Source organism: Cytobacillus purgationiresistens, assembly GCF_030813235.1.
Taxonomy (GTDB): Bacteria; Bacillota; Bacilli; order Bacillales; family Cytobacillaceae; genus Cytobacillus; species Cytobacillus purgationiresistens.
Window position 1 is genome coordinate 1 of record NZ_JAUSUB010000044.1, and the last position, 26134, is coordinate 26134.

General features: G+C 37.7%; 26 protein-coding genes. 8 read left to right on the forward strand and 18 right to left on the reverse strand.

Annotation, left to right across the window (positions count from 1 at the left end; translation table 11 throughout):
* Window positions 1-291 precede the first annotated feature (291 nt).
* Window positions 292-1164 (reverse strand): nucleotidyltransferase-like protein, encoded by an 873-nt coding sequence (locus tag J2S17_RS26645; RefSeq protein WP_307479903.1) that lies wholly within the window; start codon window positions 1162-1164, stop codon window positions 292-294.
* A gap of 150 nt (window positions 1165-1314) precedes the next feature.
* Here J2S17_RS26645 and J2S17_RS26650 point away from each other — a divergent pair, with 150 nt between their 5' ends.
* On the forward strand, window positions 1315-1674 hold the full coding sequence (locus tag J2S17_RS26650; protein ID WP_307479906.1) for a YgzB family protein: 360 nt from the start codon (window positions 1315-1317) through the stop codon (window positions 1672-1674).
* 148 nt (window positions 1675-1822) lie between these two features.
* On the opposite strand, the gene perR is transcribed toward J2S17_RS26650, so the two are convergent.
* The 3 genes from perR to J2S17_RS26665 all read right to left on the reverse strand — a co-directional run bounded on the left by perR (window position 1823) and on the right by J2S17_RS26665 (window position 3481).
* Window positions 1823-2260 (reverse strand): peroxide-responsive transcriptional repressor PerR, encoded by a 438-nt coding sequence (gene perR, locus J2S17_RS26655; protein WP_307479909.1) that lies wholly within the window; start codon window positions 2258-2260, stop codon window positions 1823-1825.
* Between the two features lie 309 nt (window positions 2261-2569).
* The gene (gene bcp / locus J2S17_RS26660; protein WP_307479912.1) at window positions 2570-3040 is read right to left on the reverse strand and encodes a thioredoxin-dependent thiol peroxidase; all 471 of its coding nucleotides are present in this window, start codon (window positions 3038-3040) and stop codon (window positions 2570-2572) included.
* Window positions 3041-3109: 69 nt separating this feature from the next.
* Entirely contained in the window at window positions 3110-3481 is a 372-nt protein-coding gene (locus J2S17_RS26665) for a potassium channel family protein (RefSeq protein ID WP_307479915.1), read from the reverse strand.
* 218 nt (window positions 3482-3699) lie between these two features.
* On the opposite strand from J2S17_RS26665, the gene J2S17_RS26670 reads away from it, so the two are divergent.
* From J2S17_RS26670 to J2S17_RS26680, 3 genes are all read left to right on the forward strand, one after another.
* A complete protein-coding gene (locus J2S17_RS26670; protein WP_307479917.1) occupies window positions 3700-4995 on the forward strand; it encodes a glutamate-1-semialdehyde 2,1-aminomutase in 1296 nt (431 codons plus the stop codon).
* A 368-nt stretch (window positions 4996-5363) separates the two neighbouring features.
* The gene (locus J2S17_RS26675; RefSeq protein ID WP_307479987.1) at window positions 5364-9833 is read left to right on the forward strand and encodes a glutamate synthase-related protein; all 4470 of its coding nucleotides are present in this window, start codon (window positions 5364-5366) and stop codon (window positions 9831-9833) included.
* A gap of 292 nt (window positions 9834-10125) precedes the next feature.
* Window positions 10126-11211, forward strand: a complete 1086-nt coding sequence (locus tag J2S17_RS26680; RefSeq protein ID WP_307479919.1) for an FUSC family protein — start codon at window positions 10126-10128, stop codon at window positions 11209-11211.
* Window positions 11212-11236: 25 nt separating this feature from the next.
* Here the strand turns inward: J2S17_RS26680 and nikC are convergent, their stop codons facing one another.
* The 11 genes from nikC to fabL form a co-directional block, all read right to left on the reverse strand.
* A complete protein-coding gene (gene nikC, locus J2S17_RS26685; protein WP_307479990.1) occupies window positions 11237-12124 on the reverse strand; it encodes a nickel transporter permease in 888 nt (295 codons plus the stop codon).
* Window positions 12125-12151: 27 nt separating this feature from the next.
* The gene (locus tag J2S17_RS26690) at window positions 12152-13156 is read right to left on the reverse strand and encodes an ABC transporter permease (RefSeq protein WP_307479922.1); all 1005 of its coding nucleotides are present in this window, start codon (window positions 13154-13156) and stop codon (window positions 12152-12154) included.
* Window positions 13157-13233: 77 nt separating this feature from the next.
* Window positions 13234-14841, reverse strand: coding sequence for an ABC transporter substrate-binding protein (locus J2S17_RS26695; RefSeq protein WP_307479925.1), 1608 nt, complete (start codon window positions 14839-14841; stop codon window positions 13234-13236).
* A gap of 84 nt (window positions 14842-14925) precedes the next feature.
* Window positions 14926-15897, reverse strand: coding sequence for an ABC transporter ATP-binding protein (locus J2S17_RS26700; RefSeq protein ID WP_307479993.1), 972 nt, complete (start codon window positions 15895-15897; stop codon window positions 14926-14928).
* On the reverse strand, window positions 15890-16891 hold the full coding sequence (locus tag J2S17_RS26705) for an ABC transporter ATP-binding protein (RefSeq protein WP_307479928.1): 1002 nt from the start codon (window positions 16889-16891) through the stop codon (window positions 15890-15892). Before J2S17_RS26705 ends, J2S17_RS26700 begins: the two co-directional genes overlap by 8 nt.
* Before the next feature lie 537 nt (window positions 16892-17428).
* The gene (locus J2S17_RS26710; protein WP_307479931.1) at window positions 17429-17803 is read right to left on the reverse strand and encodes a nuclease-related domain-containing protein; all 375 of its coding nucleotides are present in this window, start codon (window positions 17801-17803) and stop codon (window positions 17429-17431) included.
* 149 nt (window positions 17804-17952) lie between these two features.
* On the reverse strand, window positions 17953-19701 hold the full coding sequence (locus J2S17_RS26715) for an ABC transporter ATP-binding protein (protein WP_307479937.1): 1749 nt from the start codon (window positions 19699-19701) through the stop codon (window positions 17953-17955).
* 196 nt (window positions 19702-19897) lie between these two features.
* Window positions 19898-20428, reverse strand: coding sequence for a nucleoside tri-diphosphate phosphatase (ntdP, locus tag J2S17_RS26720; protein WP_307479940.1), 531 nt, complete (start codon window positions 20426-20428; stop codon window positions 19898-19900).
* Window positions 20429-20735: 307 nt separating this feature from the next.
* On the reverse strand, window positions 20736-20984 hold the full coding sequence (locus tag J2S17_RS26725) for a YgaB family protein (protein ID WP_307479942.1): 249 nt from the start codon (window positions 20982-20984) through the stop codon (window positions 20736-20738).
* 418 nt (window positions 20985-21402) lie between these two features.
* Window positions 21403-21573, reverse strand: coding sequence for a gamma-type small acid-soluble spore protein (locus tag J2S17_RS26730; RefSeq protein ID WP_307479945.1), 171 nt, complete (start codon window positions 21571-21573; stop codon window positions 21403-21405).
* An 85-nt stretch (window positions 21574-21658) separates the two neighbouring features.
* The gene (gene fabL, locus J2S17_RS26735; RefSeq protein WP_307479948.1) at window positions 21659-22408 is read right to left on the reverse strand and encodes an enoyl-[acyl-carrier-protein] reductase FabL; all 750 of its coding nucleotides are present in this window, start codon (window positions 22406-22408) and stop codon (window positions 21659-21661) included.
* Between the two features lie 136 nt (window positions 22409-22544).
* Between fabL and yfhS the strand changes: the two genes are divergently transcribed.
* Window positions 22545-22721, forward strand: a complete 177-nt coding sequence (yfhS, locus tag J2S17_RS26740) for a mother cell protein YfhS (RefSeq protein ID WP_307479950.1) — start codon at window positions 22545-22547, stop codon at window positions 22719-22721.
* Here yfhS and mutY read toward each other — a convergent pair.
* Entirely contained in the window at window positions 22718-23815 is a 1098-nt protein-coding gene (gene mutY, locus J2S17_RS26745; protein ID WP_307479952.1) for an A/G-specific adenine glycosylase, read from the reverse strand. The genes yfhS and mutY overlap by 4 nt on opposite strands.
* A gap of 200 nt (window positions 23816-24015) precedes the next feature.
* Between mutY and J2S17_RS26750 the strand changes: the two genes are divergently transcribed.
* The gene (locus J2S17_RS26750) at window positions 24016-24996 is read left to right on the forward strand and encodes a metal-dependent hydrolase (RefSeq protein WP_307479954.1); all 981 of its coding nucleotides are present in this window, start codon (window positions 24016-24018) and stop codon (window positions 24994-24996) included.
* 27 nt (window positions 24997-25023) lie between these two features.
* Here J2S17_RS26750 and J2S17_RS26755 read toward each other — a convergent pair whose 3' ends face one another.
* Complete coding sequence (locus J2S17_RS26755; RefSeq protein WP_307479956.1) at window positions 25024-25293, reverse strand: YfhJ family protein; 270 nt, start codon at window positions 25291-25293, stop codon at window positions 25024-25026.
* Between the two features lie 132 nt (window positions 25294-25425).
* On the opposite strand from J2S17_RS26755, the gene J2S17_RS26760 reads away from it, so the two are divergent.
* Window positions 25426-25596 (forward strand): small, acid-soluble spore protein K, encoded by a 171-nt coding sequence (locus tag J2S17_RS26760; RefSeq protein WP_307479958.1) that lies wholly within the window; start codon window positions 25426-25428, stop codon window positions 25594-25596.
* Between the two features lie 27 nt (window positions 25597-25623).
* Window positions 25624-25782: a YpzG family protein gene (locus J2S17_RS26765; protein WP_307479960.1), complete on the forward strand. Its 159-nt coding sequence runs from the start codon at window positions 25624-25626 to the stop codon at window positions 25780-25782.
* Between the two features lie 23 nt (window positions 25783-25805).
* Here J2S17_RS26765 and J2S17_RS26770 read toward each other — a convergent pair whose 3' ends face one another.
* On the reverse strand, window positions 25806-26132 hold the full coding sequence (locus J2S17_RS26770) for a YfhH family protein (protein ID WP_307479961.1): 327 nt from the start codon (window positions 26130-26132) through the stop codon (window positions 25806-25808).
* Between the last annotated feature and the right edge of the window lie 2 nt (window positions 26133-26134).

Sequence of the window (26134 nt, forward strand, 5' to 3'; positions counted from 1 at the left end):
AAACTCTCCAATAAAGTGTTGTTTGATTAGCTCGTTTTTGCACTAAAAGTGCGATGCTGATAAATCAGCTTTTTTGAATTAACGTTGACGTTTTTTGTTCGTTCAGTTTTCAAAGATCAATCTCGTTCGCTTCAGAAGCGACTTTATTAATGTAACACGCATCAACAATTTCGTCAACACTTTTTCATTACCAGTCCGTCGTCTAAAAAAATGTTTTTAAAACATTTATTAGCGACGGATATTAATATACCAAGTTTTTTATAGTTGGTCAATACATTTTTTAATTTATTACTATAATTTTTTTATGACTTTATAGTATCGATGTTCTATCCCTTTTCCTTTTGTTTCTATATTCATTATTTCTATAAAATACTTATCAATAAGATACTCCAACAGTATACTCAAATCTACGGAATAAAATCGCAATTCATCATGCTGGATGATTTCTTGGATTGTCCATTTTTCTTTCTCAGATAAAACATCCAGCAGATGAGTAATCCCAACCTTTGTTCTGGAGTGGATTAGGAATTCACTCGCTAAAAATAAAAGCTCCAGCCTTTTTTCTAGCGGTTCATTACTCTGTACCAATTCCTCATATAATTTCATGATTTCAGGTTCCATCTGTCTTACTTGATTCCAAACGGTAACCTCCGGATGGAAACCATTTTCAATGATTGTTAATCTAGCTAGATGATGAAGAGAATGTACAACATGATTATAAGCATCAAAGTAATTTTGATTCTCGAAAAGGGTTTTACCATCCGAATATCTGCGAATTAATTTCGCAAATTCCAAACCCATCTTTATTGAACGCTCTTGGGATGGGAATTCTTGAAGCTCTATTTTTAGATTTTGAATATACTCATTTCTGTCAAACAGAATCTTCCCATTGTATAACCATTCGAAGATTTTTTTATTTGAACCCATTAACAGCCACTCATCTATTTGCTCTTTCGTTACAACATGTAATGCAGCCTTTTTATTTTCGTATGTATAGTGTTTCACAAAGATAGGTTCATTTGCTTCTTCTACTATAATAAGAAGTACTGCATCAAATGTATCTGTTGCTGGCAGTGCTCTCTCACTTTTTCCAATAATCAATACACCTTGTGTATTAGCCTGACTAGCCCGTTCTTGATATATAGGACGGAGAATATCTTCCATCATTATTCCTCCATTTACAGTAAATTAGTTATAACTTCGACGATATAAAGAGAAATCCTGCTATTTTATAGACATTTTTCGACATTAATGATTATATGATTTTTGGCACCTTAAGTGTTATGATATAGATATTGTTTAGGAGGGAAATAAATGGCAAAATATTCAAGCAAGATCAATAAGATACGCACATTTGCGTTAAGCTTAATCTTTATTGGATTCATCATAATGTACATAGGAATCTTTTTTAGGACTTCTCCACTTATAATGACATTCTTTATGCTTTTAGGTGTAGTTTGTATTATCGCAAGTACAGGCATATACTTTTGGATTGGCATGCTCTCAACAAAAACGGTACAGGTTGTTTGCCCAAATTGCGAAAAAACCACAAAGGTTCTCGGCAGAGTAGATATGTGTATGTACTGTAACGAACCTCTTACATTAGATCCTTCGTTAGAGGGGAAAGAGTTTGATCAGAAATACAATCGAAAAAGTAAAAATATAGATCAATGAGAACCACTTAACCTATTCACACACCTAAATAAAGACCCACGAAAATGAGTACCATTTCGTGGGTCTTTTAAATTAAGGCAACTTCACATATTTCAGCAAAATAAAAAAAGCTGATATTTTACCTCTTCAGCTTTGGTCTTTTACTGAATCAATGTGTTCCTTTATTCGTACATTCCGGGCATGTTCCATAAATCTCCATGCGATGATGACTGACTTTAAAGCCAGTAACATGCGCTGCAAGCTGTTCAACCTCATCCAATCCAGGATAATGGAAATCAACTATTTTGTCACAGCTTTCACAAATCACGTGATAATGGTGTGTTGTAACAAAATCAAATCTACTTGAAGAATCCCCATATGTTAACTCTTTTACTAGCCCAACTTCACGAAATACTCTTAAATTATTGTAAACTGTAGCCACACTCATATTAGGGAATTTCCCCTCTAACGCTTTATATATATCATCTGCAGTAGGGTGTGTCATGGAGTTTATTAAATATTCGAGTATCGCATGACGCTGCGGAGTAATGCGAACCCCAGTATCCTTTAATGAATCTAATGCTTCTTTAAGTTGTATCTGCGCCACCGTCATGCACCTCTCTTCTATTTATTCTTATATTGTAATATTTATAATTAGTTTACTAATAATTAATCAACTTTGTCAATATGACAGCATGACATAAATAGGCCTTAAAAAATTTAATCCCTCTTTAGTTTATATGCTAGCAATGAAATATCATTCGTCTAAGATATGCCACTGACCCTATAAAAAAAACGGATCAGATAATGATCCGCTTCAATTATTATTTGAGGAGGTATGCCCTAATAAAATGATATTCAATATCTCTCTTTATGCATGGACAAAAGCCTCGAGTTGTGAAAAATAGGCCTTTATTTAAGCTAAATTACTCTTAATATATGTTAATGCTTCTTCAACATGATCTTTCACTTTCACTTTTCTCCATTCTTTAACCAACTGCCCATTTTTATCAATGATAAAAGTTGAGCGCTCTATGCCCATATACTCCTTGCCAAAGTTCTTTTTCAATTTCCATACAGCATAAGCTTCAGCTGCCTCATGTTCCTCGTCAGCAAGAAGAATAAAAGGTAATCCATGTTTTTCGATGAATTTATCATGACGTTTTAAAGGATCAGGGCTTACCCCTAATATAACCGCATTCAGTTCTTCAAATTCGTTATGCCGATCTCTGAAGTCACATGCTTGTGTAGTACAGCCAGGTGTCATATCTTTTGGATAAAAGTAGAGAACTACATTTTTCCCGCGATAATCTGATAATTTCACTGTCTCACCATTACTTGCTTCTAATGAGAATTTTGGTGCCAATTCTCCGATATTTGTTGTCATTTTATACACTCCTGTCAAATAGATTGGTTTATCCAATAGCCTATCCAACTTCTGAATGAAAGACAACTATTACACTTCTTTCTTATTTTCAATATTAAACACAACCCTAGCTACAAAAGCTGTTGGTATGACATAGCCAATTAACGCTTCAGCTACAGCTATCATTCGCCCGATTCCAATGGGCGTGATATCGCCGTACCCTAAAGAAAACAACGTTACAGCACTAAAATAAAATCCAGATGCTAACCGATCGAGGAAATTATTCCCCCCAAAGCTCGTCTCATCAATTAAGACTACATGACCATTAAGATCTAAAATTATATATATAAGTCCAAAGCCTATTAGGATAGTAGCATAAAGACAAATTAAATACAGGAAGTTATCAAGCGAAACCCAGCGGCCCTTCGTTCTCTTTGGCGTTAACAGACTCTGCATACTCATAAAGATGCAAAGAGTGACTAATATTAAAGACAAATAAAACACCATTCGAAAACCTCATCTCATCCCATTATCAATACATTTATACGCAATTCTTTCAGAGAGTATGACGGCTTGTCTTAAGCACTATCTAAATTTTGTGAAATTACGTATTTTGTCATCCATGAATGGATGCATGTTAATATATCATGGTGACACTATTTTAATTAGGAGGTTCAATGATGAATATCTCGAATTCTGAACGATTACATAAAGAAGCACTCAAACATATTGTAGGTGGGGTAAATAGCCCTTCAAGGTCATTCAAAGCTGTTGGCGGAGGTTCTCCAATCGCAATGGAAAGAGCGCAAGGTGCTTATTTCTGGGATGTCGATGGAAACCAATATATCGATTACTTAGCTGCATATGGGCCAATCATTACAGGTCATGCCCACCCTCATATCACTGAGGCAATTAAAACAGCAGCTGAGCGTGGGGTATTATATGGAACACCTACACCACATGAAGTGAAATTTGCTGAAATGCTGAAAGAATCTATGCCAGGTCTTGACCAAGTCCGGTTTGTCAACTCAGGAACCGAAGCAGTCATGACGACAATTCGTGTTGCACGCGCTTTTACCGGAAGAGACAAAATCATTAAATTTGCTGGCTGCTACCACGGTCATTCAGATTTAGTTTTGGTTGCAGCAGGCTCAGGCCCGTCTACATTAGGAACACCCGACTCTGCCGGCGTTCCAAAAAGTATTGCCAAAGAGGTAATTACTGTTCCATTTAATGATATTGAACCATTTAAGGAAGCAATGGATAAATGGGGAGATGAAATTGCTGCAGTCCTTGTAGAACCGATTGTTGGGAACTTTGGTATTGTTGAACCCAACCCTGGATTTTTAGAAGCGGTCAACGAAGTCACCCATAATGCTGGAGCTTTAGTAATATACGACGAAGTAATCACTGCATTTAGATTTCATTACGGCGGAGCGCAGGATTTACTTGGAATCACTCCTGATTTAACAGCCATGGGAAAAATCATCGGTGGAGGTTTACCAATTGGAGCTTACGGCGGAAAGAAAGAAATTATGGAACAAGTAGCACCCTTAGGACCTGCTTATCAAGCTGGAACAATGGCAGGTAACCCAGCATCCATTCTTGCCGGCATCGCCTGTCTGGAAGTGTTAAAACAAAAAGGGGTATACGAACATCTTGATCGTCTTGGAGCAATGCTTGAAGTAGGCATCACAGAAGCGGCAAAAAAATATGACATATCCATCTCCATTAATAGATTAAAAGGAGCCTTGACTGTTTACTTCACAGATGAGAAGGTGGAAAACTATGAACAGGCTGAGAACACAGATGGAGAAATGTTCGCAAAGTTCTTTAACCTGATGCTTGAGCAAGGGGTCAACCTAGCTCCTTCAAAATATGAAGCATGGTTTGTAACGATCGCCCATGTAGATGAAGATATCCTGGCAACCATAAAAGCAGTGAATAATGCATTTGAACAGCTAAATAATAAATAAATATTCATTTTTTTATACAACAAAGGGAGCCTCAAAGCTCTCTTTTTCCTTTACTCTCAAATATGAAAACGTTTACAACAAAGAGTTTGTTTATACATTTTCATTCAAACCACTCATACTTCTCTATCCACGCTTATGTATAAATAATTGATTTCTGAAAATTCATATGATATGATAATAAAAATATTCTGTATATCTTCATCACTATCACGCTTTACCGCTTTAACTTACGAAACAAAAAATAACAAACCATCTTTTCTAACAAGCATGTTTAAAAAGAATGTACATTCCCTTTAAACATCCTCTAATTCATAGACTAAAACAGGAGGTGAACGGCTTGAAGGCAAAGCCTAATGAAGCCGAAAACTATGAATCAACAATGGACCCCTTCCCTATTTAAAGAATTTAATAAACAGGAACACGACGCGTGCGGTATTGTTTCTTCATTAGAAAAAGAAAACATTCCCACTAGAGAAAACATTTTTAATTGTATTGATGCACTGGTTACAATGAACCATCGTGCAGGTTTTCTTAATGGTGAAGGTGACGGTGTAGGAATTCATGTTGATATTCCTCGTGCACTTTGGAAGAGGAAACTTGAAAATGTAAATATCGATCCTAAAGTGGTCGAAACCAATCAGTTTGTTGTCGGGCACGTGTTTTTCACCCGTAATAATGAATCTGAAGGCTCCAAGAAGGAATTAATGCAAAAACTTGAAGACAACCAATTTACGATTCTATTTGAATCTGATGAAATAACAGAATCATCTGCACTTGGACCGATTGCAATTCAAGAAAACCCCGTATTTTGGCAATTTGCTTGCAAAACTGAACTAAACGAGCTCGAATTGAATAAAACCATCTTAAAGATGATTGTAGACTTTGAAAAGAATGATCATGTTCATATTGCCTCTTTAAGTCAGCACCACGCTGTTTATAAAGTTATGGGTGCAGGAGATATTCTCCCGAAGTATTATCATGATCTTGCAGATCCTCTCGTTGCATCTACTATGACACTTGGACATAACCGTTATTCTACCAATACACTATCAAACTTTTTTCGTGTGCAGCCATTTAGTGTCCTAGGACATAACGGCGAGATTAACACAATTGCCAAACTTCGTGATGAAGCAAGAATGATCGATGTGCCACTCGTTAAAGGCGGCAGTGATTCACAAGACTTAAGCAGAACGATTGAAACATTTATTTGTCGTGACAGTTACTCCCTATTTGAAGCAATGGATGTAATGTTTCCGCCAATAGTAAATGAAATAAAGGCATACCCTGCGCATTTGCAAGATTTATATACTTATATCCGCGAATCATGGGGGCACTTTGCTCAAGGTCCAGCCGGAATCATTTCACGTTTCGGTGACGAAGCGGTATTCAGTGTCGATGCACTTGGACTGCGTCCTCTCTGGATGCTTGAAACAGAAAAATCCTATTTATTTTCTTCCGAACCGGGAATCATCTCTTCAAGCGAGTATGTTAATGAACCAAAACCGCTTTCACCAGGTGAAAAAATTGGATTTAAATGGAATGAAAACAAACTTGAAATGTATGATCATACTGAATATCAGGAAGAAGTCTATAAGAGATTTACCGAGCGAGTAGAACCAGCTCAATTCAGATCACGTCTCAAGCCGCCAAAGCTGCCTAAAGTTACAACAGTGACCTACCCTAATAAAATTCACAATGGTCAATATAAAGCATTTGGCTGGGAAAGAGATCATGTTAACTTAGTAGAACAGATGGCAGATAAAGGAGCAGAGCCGATCAGATCCCTTGGTCATGATGCTCCACTGGCTGCTTTGAACCGTGAAAGAAGAAATATAGCTGATTTCATTAAAGAAAGCGTTGCAGTTGTCACAAACCCGGCAATTGACCGTGACAGAGAGACAGAACATTTCTCTACTCGGACGATTATAGGGAAGCGCCCTTCTCTCTTTAATAAAGAAGAGCAAACCAAAGTATTAGAGCTGCAAACGCCGATTTTAATGGAAGGCAAGACCGGCTATGACTGTGGTAAAGAGCTGCACCAGCCTAGCTATGATCAAGTAACTGATTTCTATCAAACTGAAAAACTATTAACATATATATCGATTACCTTTAATAAAGAAGAGTCTGTGAAAGAAGCACTTGACCGAATTTCCCAAGAAGCGATTGATGCAGTTAAAGATGGCAAATCATTATTGGTATTGGATGATGCAAATGCTCATCAAGAGGATGCTTACTGGATTGACCCGCATCTTGCTTTGTCAGCGATTGATCAGGCGCTTGTTAAAGCAACGCTAAGACGTGAATGCTCCTTGCTGCTAAGATCGGCTTCAATTAGATCATTGCATGATATCATTACAGCTTTTGGTTTAGGGGCAGACTTAATCAGTCCTTATTATATGTTTATTACAGTTCTCGATGAGGAAACTACACCATTAATTAACCTATATTCAGCGTTAACAAAAGGATTGGAAAAAGTAATTTCAACGATTGGCATTCATGAACTGCGGGGCTATGGCCGTTTGTTTTCCACTATCGGAATGAATGAAGAAATAGCTGACTATTTAAATATTGTTAATTTCTTTGGATCTAAAGAACTTGCCTTTAACTTAGAAACGTTAAAAGAAGATGCCATTGCAAGGGCTCAGGATTATGAAGATGAAAAGTCTAGAATAGGTAAAACATTCCACCTATTCCCAAGGATATGGAAAGCTATTGGCGATGTTGCTTCAACAGGGGATTACAGCGCATATAAAGAGAAAATATCTGAACAAGAAGAACAGAACCCAACTACTATCCGCCATTTAACAAGCTTTAAAGCTGTTGAATCAAAGGTTCAGCCCGAGAATGTCGACATCAGTGTCGGTGATCATAGTTTACCGTTTGTCATTTCATCTATGTCATTCGGCTCTCAAAACGAGATTGCTTTTAGAGCTTATGCTGAAGGTGCCAATCGTTTAAATATGGTCAGCCTTAATGGTGAAGGCGGAGAAATTAAAGATATGCTCGGCAAATATCCAAGAACTCGCGGTCAACAAGTGGCCTCCGGCCGTTTCGGGGTTAACGCCGAACTGCTAAACTCCTCCAATCTATTGGAAATCAAGATTGGTCAAGGAGCAAAACCTGGTGAAGGCGGACATTTACCTGGCTCAAAAGTTACTGCAAAGATAGCAGAAGCTAGAAATGCAACAATTGGTTCCGATTTAATTTCACCATCAAATAATCATGATATTTACTCCATTGAAGATTTAGCACAGATGATTCATGAATTAAAGACGGCTAATGATAAAGCAAAGGTTTCTGTTAAAGTTCCCATAGTTCCAAATATCGGAACTATTGCGGTTGGCATTGCTAAAGCAGGTGCAGATATTATTACGCTTAGCGGATTCGACGGAGGTACTGGAGCAGCCAGAATTCATGCACTTCAGCATGTAGGGCTTCCAGTTGAAATCGGCGTAAAGGCGGCTCATAATGCTTTATTGGAGGCTGGACTAAGAGAACATGTTGAGCTTTGGGCAGATGGCGGACTTAAAAGTGTGTCTGATGTTTTAAAAGTTATGTTATTAGGAGCAAACCGAGTTGGCTTTGGCACGCTTTCCATGCTTGCAATTGGCTGTACTGCATGCCGCGGCTGTCACTTAGATACTTGCCATGTTGGTATCGCTACTCAAATCGATTCAGAAGCTCAAGCAAAAGAGCATGGATTAAGAAGATTCGTACCACGCCAAATGGATTCAGCTGTTCAAGGACTTATGAACCTCTTCTCTGCTTTTGGTCAAGAATTACAAGCGCTATCTGCCTCGATCGGCATTGATCGCTTACAAGAGGCTGTGGGCCGTTCTGATCTATTAGAGCAAGTGAAAGGAACAGAGCAACTCGATTTAACTTATTTATTAAAGACTTTAGATATCAGCCAGCTTACAAGCTATGAAAAACCAAAAGAGCTAAGTGAAGCACAGCTTCAGGTAGCAGTTGGAGCTGAATATTTAGATCAAAGTGTCGCTGAACTCCATCAATCACGCGATTTCCAAAATGTAACATCTGAACAGCGTGTGCTTGGCAGCCGTGTATCCTGCCACCGTGTAAGAGGACGATTAGATGGATCTTATAAAGCATTGCCGCAAATAGATTTAAAATACAAGGGCGGATCGATTCCAGGCAATGGTCTGGGAGCTTACAACAGCTTCGGAATTAATATTGAGGTAGCTGGTGGAGCACAGGACGGCATTGGAAAAACTTCCTTTGGCGGTCAAATTCTTATCTTCAAATCCAAAGGAAAAGATGGCAAGTATTATAACGGATCTGTGGGAAAAGGTTTTGGCTACGGTGCTCAAGAAGGCCTTTTAGTAGCCCAAGGAAATGCAGATGCAAGAGCTGGCATCCGTTTATCCGGTGCTGACATGATTATTGGCGGTCTGCTTAAAAAGCCACTTCCGCCAAAAGAGTATGGGAGAATCGGTACAAATTCAAACATTAAAGGTTTTGCATTTGAATATATGACTAACGGAAGAGGCCTAGTTTTAGGTGATCCAGGACCATGGATTTGTGCCGGAATGACTGGCGGCGTTGTATATTTAAGACATCAGCCTGAAATGGGACTAACGAAAGAAGCGATCGAGAGAAGAATTGCAAAGGGTGCAAAAGTATCTGTAACTTCCCTATCAGACAAAGGTAAAGAAGATATCCAAGAACTTCTCGGAAAATATATTTTAATGCTGCAAAATCAAGAACAACATGAAGAAGCTTCTCAACTTTTAAAATTAATAGATCACTTAGATGATCACTTCCTGCAAGTCGTACCAGTTAAAGAACAAGCTGATCCATCTGTATCAACTGAATAATCTCAACATAAAATGAAAAGCGCCCGCTTCACATGAACTGCCTCCCATTAAACACCAGACAATAATGGGGAGCATGATTCATATAAGCGGGTGCTTTTTTTATCATTTATTTCTTTTTTGTTATTTTTCTCCTTTATTAATGTTTTTCTATTGAACTTATTATCATATCCCTGTATAGTACATACTTGTTTAATAAAGAGGAAAATCGTTTAAAGTATACCTATATACATTTTTTCCATAAACGATTAAATGCTGGCTTCTTTCACAGCCGGTAGAAAGGAACATATATCACATGAAGCTTGGCGCCCGCATATTAAAAACGGGAATCGCAATTATCTTATCACTTTTACTTGCAGAGCTATTTCAGCTTCCTGCACCTGTATTTGCAGGTATTGCCGCAATTTTTGCCTTGCAGCCTACAATTTACAGAACTTATTTATCAGTAATTGAGCAAATTCAGGGAAATTTGATTGGTGCAATTATCGCAGTTACATTTGTATTATTATTTGGACATGACACTTTAATTATCGGTCTTGCAGCAATTATTGTCATTACGATTAACTTAAAACTCAAACTGGAGAATACGATAGGCTTATCGCTCGTGACAATGGTCGCCATCATGGTTACTCCTGGTGATACCTTTATAGAATTTGCCATCATTCGATTTTCTACCGTCATGCTGGGTATTTTCTCTGCCTTTATTGTTAATCTTGTATTCATTCCACCAAAGTATGAAAAAAAGCTATTCTTTAAAATAATGAATGTGACAGAAGAAATAACGAAGTGGATAAGACTAAATATTAGGCATGCATCAGAACATACCTTGCTTAAGAATGATATTGAGAAGATGCAGGAAACGACGAGAAAGCTTGAATCATTATACTCCTTATATAAAGAAGAACGAAATTATTTCAAGAAAAAGGCTTTAACAAAGTCAAGGAAGCTAGTGATTTATCGCCAAATGATCTCTACAAATAAGAGAGCATTGGACACATTGAAAAAAATGCATAGATATGAAAATGATCTTGTTGAAATGCCTGAAGACTTTCAACATATGTTACAGCAGCAGTTAGATATCATTACTCATTATCACGAACATGCTGTATTAAAATTCATCGGCAAGGTTCGGGCCAATGTCACCTTTGAAGAGGGTGACATCACATTAAGCCGTAAAGAACTGTTCACATTGTTCTTGGATCAACAGCATCTTGTAGCTGAAAAGGATCAGGTCTTCCTAGCGCATACGATGCATATCGTCTCAGCAATGATGGATTATAATGAGCAGGTCGAGCACCTTAATCTATTAATTTCAAGTTTCCAAACATATCATAAAAATGAAAATCAAGTTACAATTGAAGAGAATCATACAGAACAGTAAAAGGCAGCTGAGAAATCAGCTGCTTTTAGTTTTTCATTCTTGGATCCAGTGCGTCTCTTAAACCATCACCCATTAAGTTAAAGCCTAACACTGTTAACATGATGGCAATACCAGGGAAAAACATCGTCCAAGGCGCCTGCGTTAATAAAGGCCTCGCATCAGATAGCATCTTCCCCCACTCTGGGTTTGGCGCTTCAGCCCCCAAGCCCAGGAAACTCAAAGCCGCAGCTTCAATAATCGCAGTCGCAATGGCTAATGTACCTTGAACTATAATAGGAGCCATACTGTTTGGCAAAACATGTCTGAATAATATGCGGCTATTTTTCATTCCTACCGCCCTTGCGGCAACAATATATTCCTCTTGTTTCACACTCAATACACGAGAACGTATTAAACGGCCAAAGTTTGGTATATTGATAACCGCAATTGCTATCAAGGCATTTCTCAATGATGGACCTAAAACAGCAACGATCGCAATAGCCAATAAAATACTTGGAAAAGCCAGCATAATATCAAATACTCTTGATATGATGGTATCTACCCATTTTCCATAATAGCCGGCAAGAATACCTAACAAACTGCCGACTACTAATGAACCCATAACAGCAAGAAATCCAACCCATAAAGAGATCCTCGCTCCGAAAATTACCCTGGAGAATATATCCCTTCCAAAGTCATCTGTCCCAAACCAATGTTCGCTGGAAGGAGACAATAACCGCTTGTCCAATGCTTGATCATTAATACCCGAAGGTGCAATGAGAGGGGCGAAAATGGCCATTATGATAAAAAATAATACAATGCTCGTCCCAATGATTGCTAGTTTGTTTTTTCGAAAGCTTCGCCATGCTTCAAGCCAGGGAGAAACTGCCTTATCTTCTTCTGGCACAATGGGTTTCTGAGGGTTTTTATTCATAGATAATTCCAATACCTCTCCCCCTCTCTAGTTATATTTAATTCGAGGATCAATGGCTGCATAAAGCAAATCTACGATTAAATTAATCATGACGAATATGAAAGCTATGACTAAAATACCTGACTGAATAACAGGGTAATCGCGGGCACTGATCGCATCAACGATATAACGGCCCATTCCTGGCCAGCTAAAAACAGTTTCAGTTAGTATTGCACCGCCAAGTAAGAGCCCTGTTTGTAATCCAATGACAGTCAGTACGGGTATAATCGCATTTTTTAAAGAGTGCTTATAAACAACCCAAAACATTCTTAAACCTTTTGCACGGGCGGTCCGAATGTAGTCAGATCTCATAACTTCAAGCATAGAAGATCTTGTGATCCTTGCGATAATTGCCATGGGAATGGTAGCTAATGCTACTGATGGCAATATGAGATGCTTAATTACATCCCACAGCTGATCGAATCTTCCTTGAATCAGAGTATCAATCATATAAATATTGGTGATTGAAGAAATCGGATTCCGTACCTCTTCTCTTCCCGAAGTAGGCAGCCAATCCAAATTGATTGCAAATACCCATTGTTCCATAAGTCCCAGCCAGAAGATCGGCATGGACACTCCGATTAATGCTAAAACCATAGCGATATAATCGAACCAAGAGTTTTGATACCATGCGCTAATAATACCTGCATTTACCCCAACAAATATTGCAATGGCGATTGCACAAAATGATAGCTCTAAAGTAGCTGCCAAATACGGCCATATCTCTTCACTAATGGCTGATTTCGTTTTAATTGATTCACCTAGATCTCCTGTAAATAACCCGCCTAAATATGTAAAGTATTGAACGAACCATGGTTGATCAAGCCCCAGTTGTTTAGTTAATTCGGCCACAGCTTCTTTCGTTGCTAATTGCCCCAGAATAATTTGTGCTGGATCGCCCGGAATTGCTCTAATCATGAAAAAAACGATTAATGATAATCCTAATAACACTGGTATTAAAGACAAAATACGTCTGATTGTATATGCAAGCATCTTCTCACCTCTAAAAGGTTGTCTTAAATTCTAAAAATATTAGAAAAGGGAGTTACAAGAACTCCCCTTCGAAAGCATTATTTTAGTTCAATATTAGAAAGAAGATCAGATCCAGTTGGATGTGGTTTAAAGTTTTCAATACCAGCGCTGCCAGCTAAGATTGGTCTTGAGTGAACAAGCGGTATCCACGGCGCATCATCTTTAATAATAACCTGTGCCTCTTTATAAAGCTTTTCACGTTCTTCTTGATTTGGACTTGCTTGTGCTTTAGTTAATAATTCATGGACTTTGCTATTTTTGTAATAAGTGTAGTTATTAGATCCGATTGAATCTTCATCTAAAAGTACATACAAGAAGTTATCAGCATCTCCATTATCACCAGTCCAACCCAGCAAGAAGGAATCTGCTTCACCATTATTTGCTTTTTCTAAATATGTTCCCCACTCATAAGTGACAATCTTTGCTTTCACACCGATCGCTTCAAAGTTTGATTGAATTGCTTCGGCAACTTTTTGGCCATCAGGCATATATGGACGTGGTACAGGCATTGCCCATAATTCCATTTCAAATCCATCTTCATAGCCTGCTTCTTTTAATAGCTCCTTCGCCTTTTCCGGATCATAAGGATAATCTTCAATTTCTTCGTTGTAACCCGCTACAACTGGTGGCATTGGGTTGATGGCTGGATCAGCAGCACCCGCATAGAACGCATCAATGAGCGATTTTTTATCTACAGCATAGTTAAGCGCTTGACGGACAAGCTTCTCTTCAATCGGTCCACGTGTATTTGTTAATCCTAAATAAGCAACGTTTAGTGTTGGTCTTTCAAATACTTGTAAATCGGCATTACCCTCGATTTGCGGAACATCACTAAAGTTTACCCCGTCAATCAAGTCAACTTCTCCTGAAGCTAATGCATTAAGTCTCGCAGAGTTTTCAGGAATTGAGCGGAAAATAACTGAATCTAATTTTGGTAATCCCTCTTGCCAGTAATCTGCATATTTTTCAATCGTAATGCGATCGTTTCGCTTCCATTCCTTAAATACGAATGGTCCCGTACCTACTGGGTTTTCCATGAATTTATCACCGAATTTTTCAATGGCTGCCGGGCTTGCGATCCCAAATGGAGACATGGCAAGATTCTTGTAAAATGGCGCAATTGGTGTATTTAATTTAAATTCTACTGTGTAATCGTCAACAGCTTTCACACTATCGATTTTGTCGCCAAACTGTGAATTATAATAGTAAAATTGTTCTTTATTTCCTGCCTTCCAACGCTCTAAATTGAAGACAACTGCCTCTGCATTAAAGTCTGTTCCATCATGAAACTTGACACCTTCACGCAGTTTAAGTGTGTGTGTTAACCCGTCTTCACTCGGTTCCCACTCAGTCGCCAGACCTGCTTCAATTTCCGTATCCTGTTCCCCAAAGTTTACTAGTGTTTCAAAAAGATTCTTTGTAACTTTAAATGCTTCTCCTTCAGTTGTTGCAGCTGGATCAAGAGAAGTAGAATCTCCACCTCGTCCAAACACAAGCGTCCCGCCAGAACCTTTTTCTTCAGTTCCCGGATCCTTCTTACCTTCAGGCTCTGATTCTCCTCCTGTTGATGAGCTATTACATCCAACTAATACCAATGACAAAATGAAGCCAACAATCAGCAATAACCAACCATTTCTTTTCTTCATTTTTATCCCCCTTGTCTCTTTGCGGCATACTACTTATCCGCAATATTTCATGTCATTTATCATTGAAACAACATGCCAAATATTTTATTTTTTATATAAATGGCATGCTGCATAATGACCAGGTTCAATTTCTTCCAATACTGGTCTATCTGTTTGGCAGATTTCCATACATGCTTTGCACCTAGTGTGAAACGCACATCCTTTTGGTGGATTTGCAGGACTTGGCAAATCGCCTGTTAGGATTTCCCGATTAACTTTTACTGTTGGATCAGGGATTGGAACAGCACCTAGCAAAGCTTGAGTATACGGGTGAAGCGGTTTTTCATATAATTGGGAGGATGTAGTGATTTCTACTAATCTTCCAAGATACATAACTCCTACTCTGTCACTAATATGCTTAACGACCCCTAAATCATGCGCAATAAATATATAAGTTAGTCCAAATTCATTCTGTAAATCCTCAAGCAAGTTCAATACTTGGGACTGAATTGAAACATCGAGTGCGGACACCGGCTCATCCGCAATGATCAATTTGGGTTTCGTCATTAACGCACGCGCAATACCAATACGCTGGCGCTGCCCACCGCTAAATTGATGAGGGTAACGCTTTGCATGGTAGCTGCTAAGGCCCACTACCTCCAGCATCTCCCGCACTTTTCTTCTTCTCTCCTGCTTGTTGCCAATACCATGTACAATGAGCGGTTCTTCTAATATTTTTTCCACGGTATGACGAGGGTTCAAGGAAGCAAAGGGATCCTGAAATACCATTTGTACATCCTTCCTGATTTTCCTCATGTCTGACTCGCTTAAGGACGTCAGCTCTTTACCGTCAAAAACGACCTTTCCCTCTGTCGGCTCAATCAATCTCATTAGCATCCTTCCAGTTGTTGACTTCCCACATCCGGATTCACCTACTAAACCGAGTGTTTCCCCTTTATTAACAAAGAAACTAATGTCGTCTACCGCTTTCACATCGCCAGTTTTCTTCCCAAGAACACCACCAGTTATTGGAAAATATTTTTTTAGTTTTTCTACTTCCAACAATACTTCAGTCATGATGGCCATTACCTCCAGTGTCATGAAGAAAGCACCGAACCGTATGATGGCCAGCTTCTTCAACTGCGTATAAAGGCGGATCATCAGCAAGACAGCGATCATGTACAAATTCGCATCTTGCTGCAAATCGACACCCTGTTGTGATGGAGCCGGGCTTTGGTACATTTCCTGGTATAGAATAAAGCCTGTCTTGCTTATTGCGAATATCTGGAACTGATTGGAGTAAGCCCATAGTATAAGGATGTTTTGGATTTTTAAAAATATCTAAAACTGAGGCTTCCTCCACCACTTTGCCTGCATACATGACTATCACCCGCTGGCATATATCTGCCACAACACCTAAGTCATGTGTAATCATCACAATCGATGTATCAAGCTTTTCATTCAAGCTTTTCATCAATGCTAGAATTTGAGCTTGAATTGTTACATCCAGCGCAGTTGTTGGCTCATCTGCAATAAGCAGCTTTGGACCACAAGATAGCGCCATAGCAATCATCACTCTTTGTCTCATTCCGCCAGATAGCTGGTGAGGATACTCATTCATAATCCCCTCTGCTCTTGGCAAGCCGACAAGCTTAAGCATATCAACTGCTTGTTTCTCAAATTCTTTTTTATTTCCTTTTTTATGTATTTTAATTGCCTCTATTAATTGCTCTCCAATTTTAAATAGAGGGTTTAAAGAAGTCATCGGCTCCTGAAAAATCATCGCAATTTCATTTCCTCGAATTTGCCTCATTCTTCTTTCAGATACAGGGACAAGATTTTCACCATTTAATAGAATTTCACCACTTACTATTTTCCCAGGAGGCTGGGGCACAAGTTTCATGATGGACAAAGACGTGACACTTTTCCCACAACCTGACTCCCCTACAATTCCAAGTATTTCTCCTTTTTTGACAGAAAAGCTTATATCATCCACTGCAGGTATTTCGCCATCATCAGAAAAAAAAGATGTCTTAAGTTTCTTCACATCTAGTACAGGAGCTTGCATCACATTTTTACTCCTTTCTGGTTCTTATTTTCCAATTTAATCCTTTATACCATTTTTATTATTTTATATAAAAAAGATACAGAAGTCTATTAATTTTTCAGAAATGTCGAAAAATATATATTATTCTGTAAATATTGGATTTTATGTTATTTTACTGTTAAAAAAGACATTTTTTTAAATAAAAGAGTATTACGTGGGAGTTCTTTCAATTTCTTCCTTTTGGATTTATTGCCTTGTTAAGCCATATACCCAAGAAGATTCGACGATTTAGGAGTTTTTTAAATAAGAGTAGAACCTTAATTCCAACTGATTTTGGGGATGAATTCTGCTTTTGTTTGTAATTGGATGGGAATATCAAGTTTATGCATCTAACGTCTTGTCTGATTACCTATTAGTTGGGGATTAAACCTGATTGGGCACCTGACTTTTTCTTTGGATTTCTGATTAGATGAGCTTCGAACCTTTTTGGGCACCTAACTCTTCTTCTGGTTAATGATTAGATGGAAATCGAGCACTTGATTGATAAAAATGAGATAAGAGTCAATCAATGAAAGTATTTTTATTGAGGGTAGATCGTAGTTGGCGGAGCAATGATTCACTCCTCTTTAATTGATTCAGGGCATTCTTGATTTCTTTGCCGGCTAATGTATACCATATATCCTTGTCGATAAAATAGTTATCTTCATAAATTTTCACTTCAAAGAGATAGAGTTTCTGTTGCATGATACAAAGTAAATCAAGTTGAAAAGTAGTTTGGTTTAATTCAAGAAGGAGATCCTGGAGTATGATGACTTCATTTGTTATGGATTGGAGGTATTCCTTAAAAAATCGCTCTCCCTCAAAACCTTTTTCGAGATTGAGGTAATATTGCTGTTGCATGGCAGTTAAGCCTTTACGCCGATCTAGCTGGCGCATGATCAAGGGTCACGATTAGGTGTCCTTTTCATCTATCCTTTCGGAGAATTGACGGGGCATATAATCATATTAGAAGTGATTGCAGATTTGCAAGCTTATTTTACCTCCAAAAAAAAGAAAAGCTATAGCACCGGCTATAGCTTCTTCCTTTATTGTTCGAGTTGTTGAACTTGAAATAATTTATGGTAGTTACCTTGTTTTTTCATCAGCTGGTCATGGCTACCTGATTCGATTATTTCACCATGCTCTATGAGAACGATTCGATCGGCATGGGTTATCGTTGATAAACGATGGGCTACAATAAATGTTGTTCGATCTTTTGCTAGCTCTTCAAGCGCCCCTTGGATTAAATGCTCGCTTTCCAAGTCTAGTGCGGAGGTGGCTTCATCCAAAATAAGGATTGGTGGATTTTTCAAAAAGATTCTCGCAATAGCAATTCTCTGTTTTTGACCACCAGAAAGCTTCACTCCGCGTTCGCCGACTTTTGTATCATAACCATCAGTGAGATTCATGATGAATTCATGCGCATTGGCAGCTTTTGCTGCTCGAATAACCTCTTCATCGGTTGCTTCCGGCTTGCCGAGAAGGATATTCACTTTAACTGATTCACTAAAAAGGATATTATCTTGCAAAACCATTCCGATGTTATCCCTTAAGCTTCTTACCTTAAAGGAACGGATATCCTTGCCATCAAGCAGAATGTTTCCTCCTGTAATATCATAGAATCGCGGTATTAATCCCACCAAAGAGGATTTTCCGCCTCCACTCATTCCTACAAGCGCAATCGTTTCCCCTTGCTGCACATCTAAATGAATATTTTTAAGAACTTGTCCATCTTTTTCATTATAAGAAAATTGCACGTTATTGAATTCAATATGCCCTGCGACATTTTTGCATTCAACTGCATTTGGTGCATCATCTATATCATATTTTTCATCGACGAGTTCAAATACCCTGTCCATTGAAGCGATGGACTGCGTCAGCGTTGTCGATGAATTGACAAGTCTTCTTAAAGGGTTGTATAAGCGATCTATATAAGCAACAAATGCCATCATCACACCCAAGGTAATTTCTCCTTGAATTACTTGATATCCTGCAAACCCAATAACGAGTAATGGAGAAATATCAGTGATTGTATTTACGACTGCAAATGCTTTGGCATTCCATTTTGTATGATCAATCGCTTTGTTCAGGAAATTATTATTTTGTTTATCGAAATTCTTCTGTTCATAATCCTCGGTTGCGAAGCTTTTTATTACAGCCATCCCTTGAACTCTTTCATGAAGGTAGCCCTGTACTTCAGCAAGTGCCTGGGACCTTGCTCTTGTTAATTTTCTTAAGTTCCCGAAAAAATACTTAACTGAAAAAGCATAGAAAGGAAAGAGAATTAACGACACGAGCGTAAGTTTTATATCCATCGTAAACATGATGGCAACAGCAATAATGATCGTGGCAATATCGAGCCATAAATTCATCAAGCCGGTAACTACAAATGTCTTTGTCTGCTCTACGTCATTAATTACTCTGGAGATAACCTCTCCTGACCTGTTATTAGAATAGAATTTGAAACTGAGCTTTTGAATATGAGTAAAAAGCTTATCACGTATATCATAAAGAATTTTACTTGCCACCCATTGAGCAAAATACTGCCGATAATATTCAATTGGTGGTCTAGCGATAACAAATACGACAATCATAATGCCCATTATCGTTAACAGATTTGAAATTTTATCAGCTTGAGCTAAACTGTCATTTCCAACAATATCATCAATCACAAACTTTATTAGTAATGGAATTAATAACGGGATGGCAAACTTGATAATCCCTATTAATATCGTAATAATTATTTGCAGGCGATATGGCTTCACAAATTGCATATACCTTTTTATACTGTCCAAAGCAGCCCCCACACCCTTTTATGTTATGTATTCGTTCTTTTACAACTAAAAATTAGATTATCAGTTCTATGATTATTTTGTTTCTATTGGCATAACTTTCATACATATTTATATAAATAAACATTCTGACATATTTTTTTCAACACAGATAAAAACCTGTTGATTTATCAATTCAACAGGCGTTTCTTGCTCGTCATCAGCGTCTGTAAGTTAGATATCTTTCGTACCATCCATCAACAAAATCGGGGGCAAAGGGTCCTTTCCTCTGTCGAATCCATTGAATTAACTTCTCAACATTCGCCCATAAGATTTTGTCAATTGGTGCAGGGTACTTCATTTCTTGGCGGTGGCGTTCATATTCGTCTTCATCAAGTAAATTAAATGTCATGTCGGGAAAGACTTTAATATCCAAATCGTAATCAATATACTTAATCGCTTCACCGTCATAAATGAAGGGTGAGCTTAAATTACAGTAATAGTAAACACCATCTTCCCGTAGCATTCCAATAATATTAAACCAATATTGCGAGTGAAAATAACAAATTGCCGGCTCTCTAGTAACCCATGTTCTTCCATCTGATTCTGTCACTATCGTGCGATCATTTGCTCCAATAACAAGGTTTTGTGTACCCTTTAGTATGGTTGATTCCTCCCAGACGCGATGGATGTGCCCATTATGTTTATAACTATGAATTTGTACCGGTTCTCCTTCGATGGGTACGGCCATTCTTTCTCCCCTACTTTCATTTCTGGAAGCTTTGGAACCTTTTAAAAAGCGCAAGGCGCTCTGCTCTTTTAGCTGAGGCATCTGTCAATTTTTAGGTAATAATCATTAAATAAGACAAAAGGCAACAAAGTACGATTCCCTATTTTCTATTATTATAACGGTTATATGAAAAATTTAAAACAAAGAGCCATTGAAATCATCAATGGCCTGAATGATTTATTCAATTTTTTCATATAAAGTTATTCCTTATACTATTCATGCCACATTTACTGATTATTTAATCGGATTTGAAACACATCATTACTTTTTATGACGGAACCCGAACTTGATATGATGCAATCACCGCTTCTGTTTGATTTTCAAATAATTGATGAATTTCCTTCAACTCATCCTTCATTCTTATAATCTCATATTGAACACTTTCAAGTTCAGTGCCCTCTTGCAGTGACATTAACTGCACCTCAATTTCCTCACATCTCTCTAATTCACTTTGTAAAAATAGCAACTGTTCCATTGTTTTCATTTGTTCTTCCACTAAAAGGTCAAATTTCTTCATTACACCCGCCACCATCCTTCTCTCAAATCCATCTACCCTAATAATTCGCCCTCACCCCAAACACTCCTTTGACAACTTCTGTTGACAAAATAGAAGTTTTGTCGAATAAGAAAAGCGGAGGTGGCTTGCTAAGTGGCAAAGACAATAATCGGGAGAGTGACTAGATAGTGAGTTCGACTGACTAAAAAACGGAATAGAGTGACTAAATAATCTGGTTGACTGATTAAAAAAGCAATAAAGTGACTAAATAATGAGTTCGAATCTGAAAAAAAAACAAGATAGATATTAATTAATGAGTTCAAAAGATCAAAATGGGATAGTGTAGCTAAAAAAAGTTCGACTGACTAAAAAATAGCTAAGAAATTTCCGAAAAAAAGAAGGTACCCTTTCGTTAAGAAGGGCACCTTCGTGTTTAGCATTATTGTTGTTGTTTTTTAGCTTTTTGCTTGTTAGCTTCAGCTTTTTGGTTTTGTTGTTGTACTTCTTGCACGTTTGTTTCACTTGCAAATTCAGTACCGAATTGTTGTTGATTTTGTTGTTGCGCATTTTTTTGCTGTTGTTGTTGTTGTTGGTTTTGTTTCTGAGCCATTCTAATCACCTCCACGCTCATTAATTTATCCAGCGTAGAGAATTTTATCCTCTAAAAATAAAGTTTGAAAATTTAAACTTTAGAATTAAACTAGTAATGATATACCGCCATCAACAATAATTGTTTGTCCCCTGATCATACTTGATTCATCTGATACTAAAAACATCACTGTATTAACCATATCATCTATTGATACCATTCTACCTGCAGGTGTTTTCTCGCTTGCTTCGTTTAATAGCTCTTCTCTATTTGGAAAATGCTTTAACGCATCTGTATCTACCGCTCCACCTGATACTGCATTAACTGCGATATTTTTGGGTGCCAGTTCTACAGCTAAATAGCGTGTAAGGGCTTCGACTGCTGCCTTTGAGACACCGACTACAGTATAATTTTCTAAATAGCGTATGGAGCCAAGTGAGCTGATGCTGACGATTTTACCACCGCCATTTTTCTCCATGAGCATCGCTGCTTCCTTTGCACAGAACAATAAAGCTTTACTATTAATATTCATCGTCCAATTCCAATGGGATTCCTCGAGTTCCATTACTGGCCTTTGTACACCTGAAGCAGCATTGCTGACAAAAACATCAAGTCTTCCAAAAACCTCATTTATTTCATGGAACATTGCTTTGATTTTCTCGTTATCGCCGACATTGGCTTTAATCGTTAATACTTTTCTTCCCATTGCTTCGATTTCAGCTGCCACTTCCAATGCTGCGGTTTTACTTCTTGCATAGTTAAGAACGATATCGTATCCTTCATTTGCAAGTCTTAATGCAGTTGCTTTGCCAATCCCTCTGCTGCTACCTGTAATTAATGCTACCTTTTGTGTCAAAATAAAAATCTCCCTTCTATGTAAAAAAATTCACTTTTTACCGCTAATGATTTCATTTTATCTTTTCCGTGAATAGAAGACAATTGAGAATACAACAATAGAATAGAAATAAACCTTCTCATGAAAGGAAAATACTATGCATATCAGAAGAGACATGACAGAATTATCAATGATTGCAAAATCTGATTGGACTAATGATGAACTCAAATTTTATCATCAGTCCTTTCAGCAGATTACTCCTTATTTAAACGCTGAAGGACATTCGATTCAGCTTGAAATCATTAATGAAATTGAAAGTAGAGGCGGGTATTAGATACCAGCCGCCTCTATGTATTGTTTTAACATCTTCTGATGTGAAACAGGAAAAGGATAGATTTTTATTTCTTCTAAAGAAACTAACTTGAGGTCCTTATCTTCTATTACCCGATCTAGCTTCCCTTGGTAAACATTGATATTCCAAGTCAGATGGGTAAATATATGCTCGATTTGTCCAATCATATCCGTAATGCTTATATTTGTATCATATTTAGTATTTATCGCTTCTTTTAATTGTTCTTTTTCACTTACATATTGTAAATTCAATTCTATATTAGGGAACTCCCACAAGTTTGCCAGCAAGCCCTTGTCTGGCCTTTTCCGAATAAGAAGCCTTCCTTCGCTATCCGTCAAAAGGGCAGCAGCAAGCTGAACTTCACGTTTCTTTATCTTTTTAACCTTAACAGGGAGTTCATTTTGCTTTCCTTCATTAAATGCGTGGCAATGGTCTCTCACAGGGCATAATAAGCATGACGGTGATCTAGGTGTACAGATGAGCGCACCTAACTCCATTAATGCTTGATTGAAATCTGATGGATTGTCATGAGAAATCAACTCTCTGACTGCTGCTTCAAATACTTTTCTTGATGAAGCTTTCGCAATATCGTCTGTAATAAGTAGAATTCTGGATAAGACTCGCATAACATTCCCATCAACCGCTGGCTCTGGAAGGCCGTAGGCAATGCTTAGAATCGCACCTGCAGTGTAGGGACCTACTCCTTTTAATGTAGCTATTTCTTTCGGATGATTTGGAACAACGCCACCGTATTTTTCATAAACCTCCCTGACAGCAGTCTGCAGGTTTCTAGCGCGTGAATAATAACCTAACCCTTCCCATGCTTTTAAGACCTTTTCCTCTTCTGCTTCCGATAAAGCAGCAATTGTAGGAAACTGCTCAATGAAACGGTGGAAATATGGAATGACAGTATCTACTCTGGTTTGTTGAAGCATAATTTCTGACACCCAAATTTTATATGGATCCTTGTCCTTCCGCCATGGCAAATCACGCTGTTCTTCGTTAAACCATGTTAATAAATCTTGTTGAAATGCATAAATATCTATATAATCAGCCTTTAACAAACGATTATTCAAATTTTTTTAACCTCCATGATTTGAAACTGATGAAAAAAGGGAATATACTATATAATCAATTAAAGTGACCTTGTCGTATATCCTATTAAACATAACATTTTTAATGAAATTAGACGATATGATACGATCAATATAAACTAAATATTGATTAATTAAGATGATATAAAAAAAATTGATGATAATAAGGAGGAATTCCTCTTTTGGATACTGGCACACATGTAGTAATGGGACTCGCTTTAGGCGGACTCGCAACTTTAGATCCAGTCGTAGGAGGCAGCACAGCGACGGCCGCTAGTGTAATGATTGGTACAATTATTGGATCACAAATACCTGACATCGATACTATTTTAAAGCTGAAAAATAATGCAGCATATATTAGAAATCACCGTGGAATCACGCACTCCATCCCGGCAGTTATTTTATGGCCATTACTAATTATTGCGGTTATTTATCCATTTTTTCCGGGTAGCGATTTGCTGCACTTATGGCTTTGGACATTTTTCGCTGTATTCCTTCATGTCTTTGTTGATATCTTTAACGCTTACGGCACTCAAGCTTTGAGGCCATTCTCTTCAAAATGGGTCGCATTAGGAATGATCAATACATTTGATCCTTTTATCTTTGGCATCCATATTTTTGGTTTATTCATATGGGTTTTCGGAATGGACCCTGGTTATACATTCCTTGGAATATACGGCATCCTCATTATTTATTACTTTTTCCGATTTCTCGCCAAAAGGGCAGTTTATAAGTCGGTTATGTCTATTATTCCAGATGCAACAGAGATCATTATATCACCTACTATGCGCTACAACCAATGGCGTGTAGCAGCTAAGAATGAGGATAAATTCTTTGTTGGGCGAGCAGTTAAAGGCCGCGTTCGGATTGTAGATCGATTTAAGCGGATTCCAATCCCAAATAACCCTATTATTAACGCAGCTAAACAAGATAAGAATCTGTCCGCCTTCCTCTCATTTTCACCTGTATATAGATGGGAAATAGAGACAATAGAGAATATGTACGAGATCCGGTTTATAGACCTTAGATACCGCAGTAATGAATATTACCCATTTGTTGCTGTTGTGCACCTTACTAAGGATTTAGAAATCATCAATTCCTATACAGGCTGGATATTTAGCGAAGAAAAGTTGAAGAAGAAGCTCGATATCATTACAAATTAAAAACACAGCCAAGATTGGCTGTGTTTTTTAATGAAGCTTTTTATCATTTTGCTCTAAAAGATGCTTATACTTTGGATTAGATGCGATAAATTCATGAAGCTTCTCTCCATGATTCTCTACCCATTGGCTTACTACCTTTGCAGTCATTTCATTTCCTTTATATTCTTTTCCTGCTTTTGCATAGGTAGCTTCAAAATCTTCCCATAGAAGTTCTATCCATGTCTGTGCTTGATTGACTGACAGCTGATCATTTTTTTCTAATAATCGTTCAAATAATTTTTTTTGATATTCATTCATAGTAATACCTCTTTTCCAATATCTTTTTATCGACTGATTGCAGCAAAAACGCAAATAATATAATTAAGCGACAAAAACTTTTTTAACTTTTTTTCGCTGTAAGTTTAGCCTTTAAATTAGGGGGAATTTATTATGCGCAACAAAGCGACTAACTTTCCTAACCAAAATAATAACAAATTTGAAGGTGAACCAAGAGCCAAGGCTGAATATGCCTCAAAGAGAGCAGATGGCACGATCAATACTCAGCCTTCGGAGAGAATGAAAGCATCTTCCACACGTGAAAATGATACGCCAGATTTATAAAATCTTTTTTGGGAGGCTTGATTTTTAATGGCAAATAAAAAAGACATTTTTGGTGAAAATTCTTATAATAGTCCATTTGCTTCAGGTAACTTTAATCCAAAAAAGGCACATTTTCAAGTGAATGGGGAGACCCAGCAAACCCAAAGCCTTATCATATTAAAACGCAACTTACAAAGAACCCCTTAACCATTATTGAAAGAGGATGATATTCATCCTCTTTCAAGCTTTTTTAACATTGCAATGGGCAATGCCTCCTGCTCTGTATTACCGCTGAGCCGGAAACCCCATGCAAATACTCCGTTCATATAATCTATTTTAAAGTATACTCCAGGATCGCCTTCAATTTGATACATTTCACCTGGAATGAATTCATCTGGATTAAGCAAATAGGATTTAGCCATCACTGCTTTTCTTTCTAAAACAGCAAATTCATTCAACATCCCCATTTGTTCGGCCTTACGCGCCTTTTCCTTAAGGGAGGCTATCTCCTGCTGAAGTTCATATTGGTTCATTGCACTGTATCTTTTTTCTTGCATAT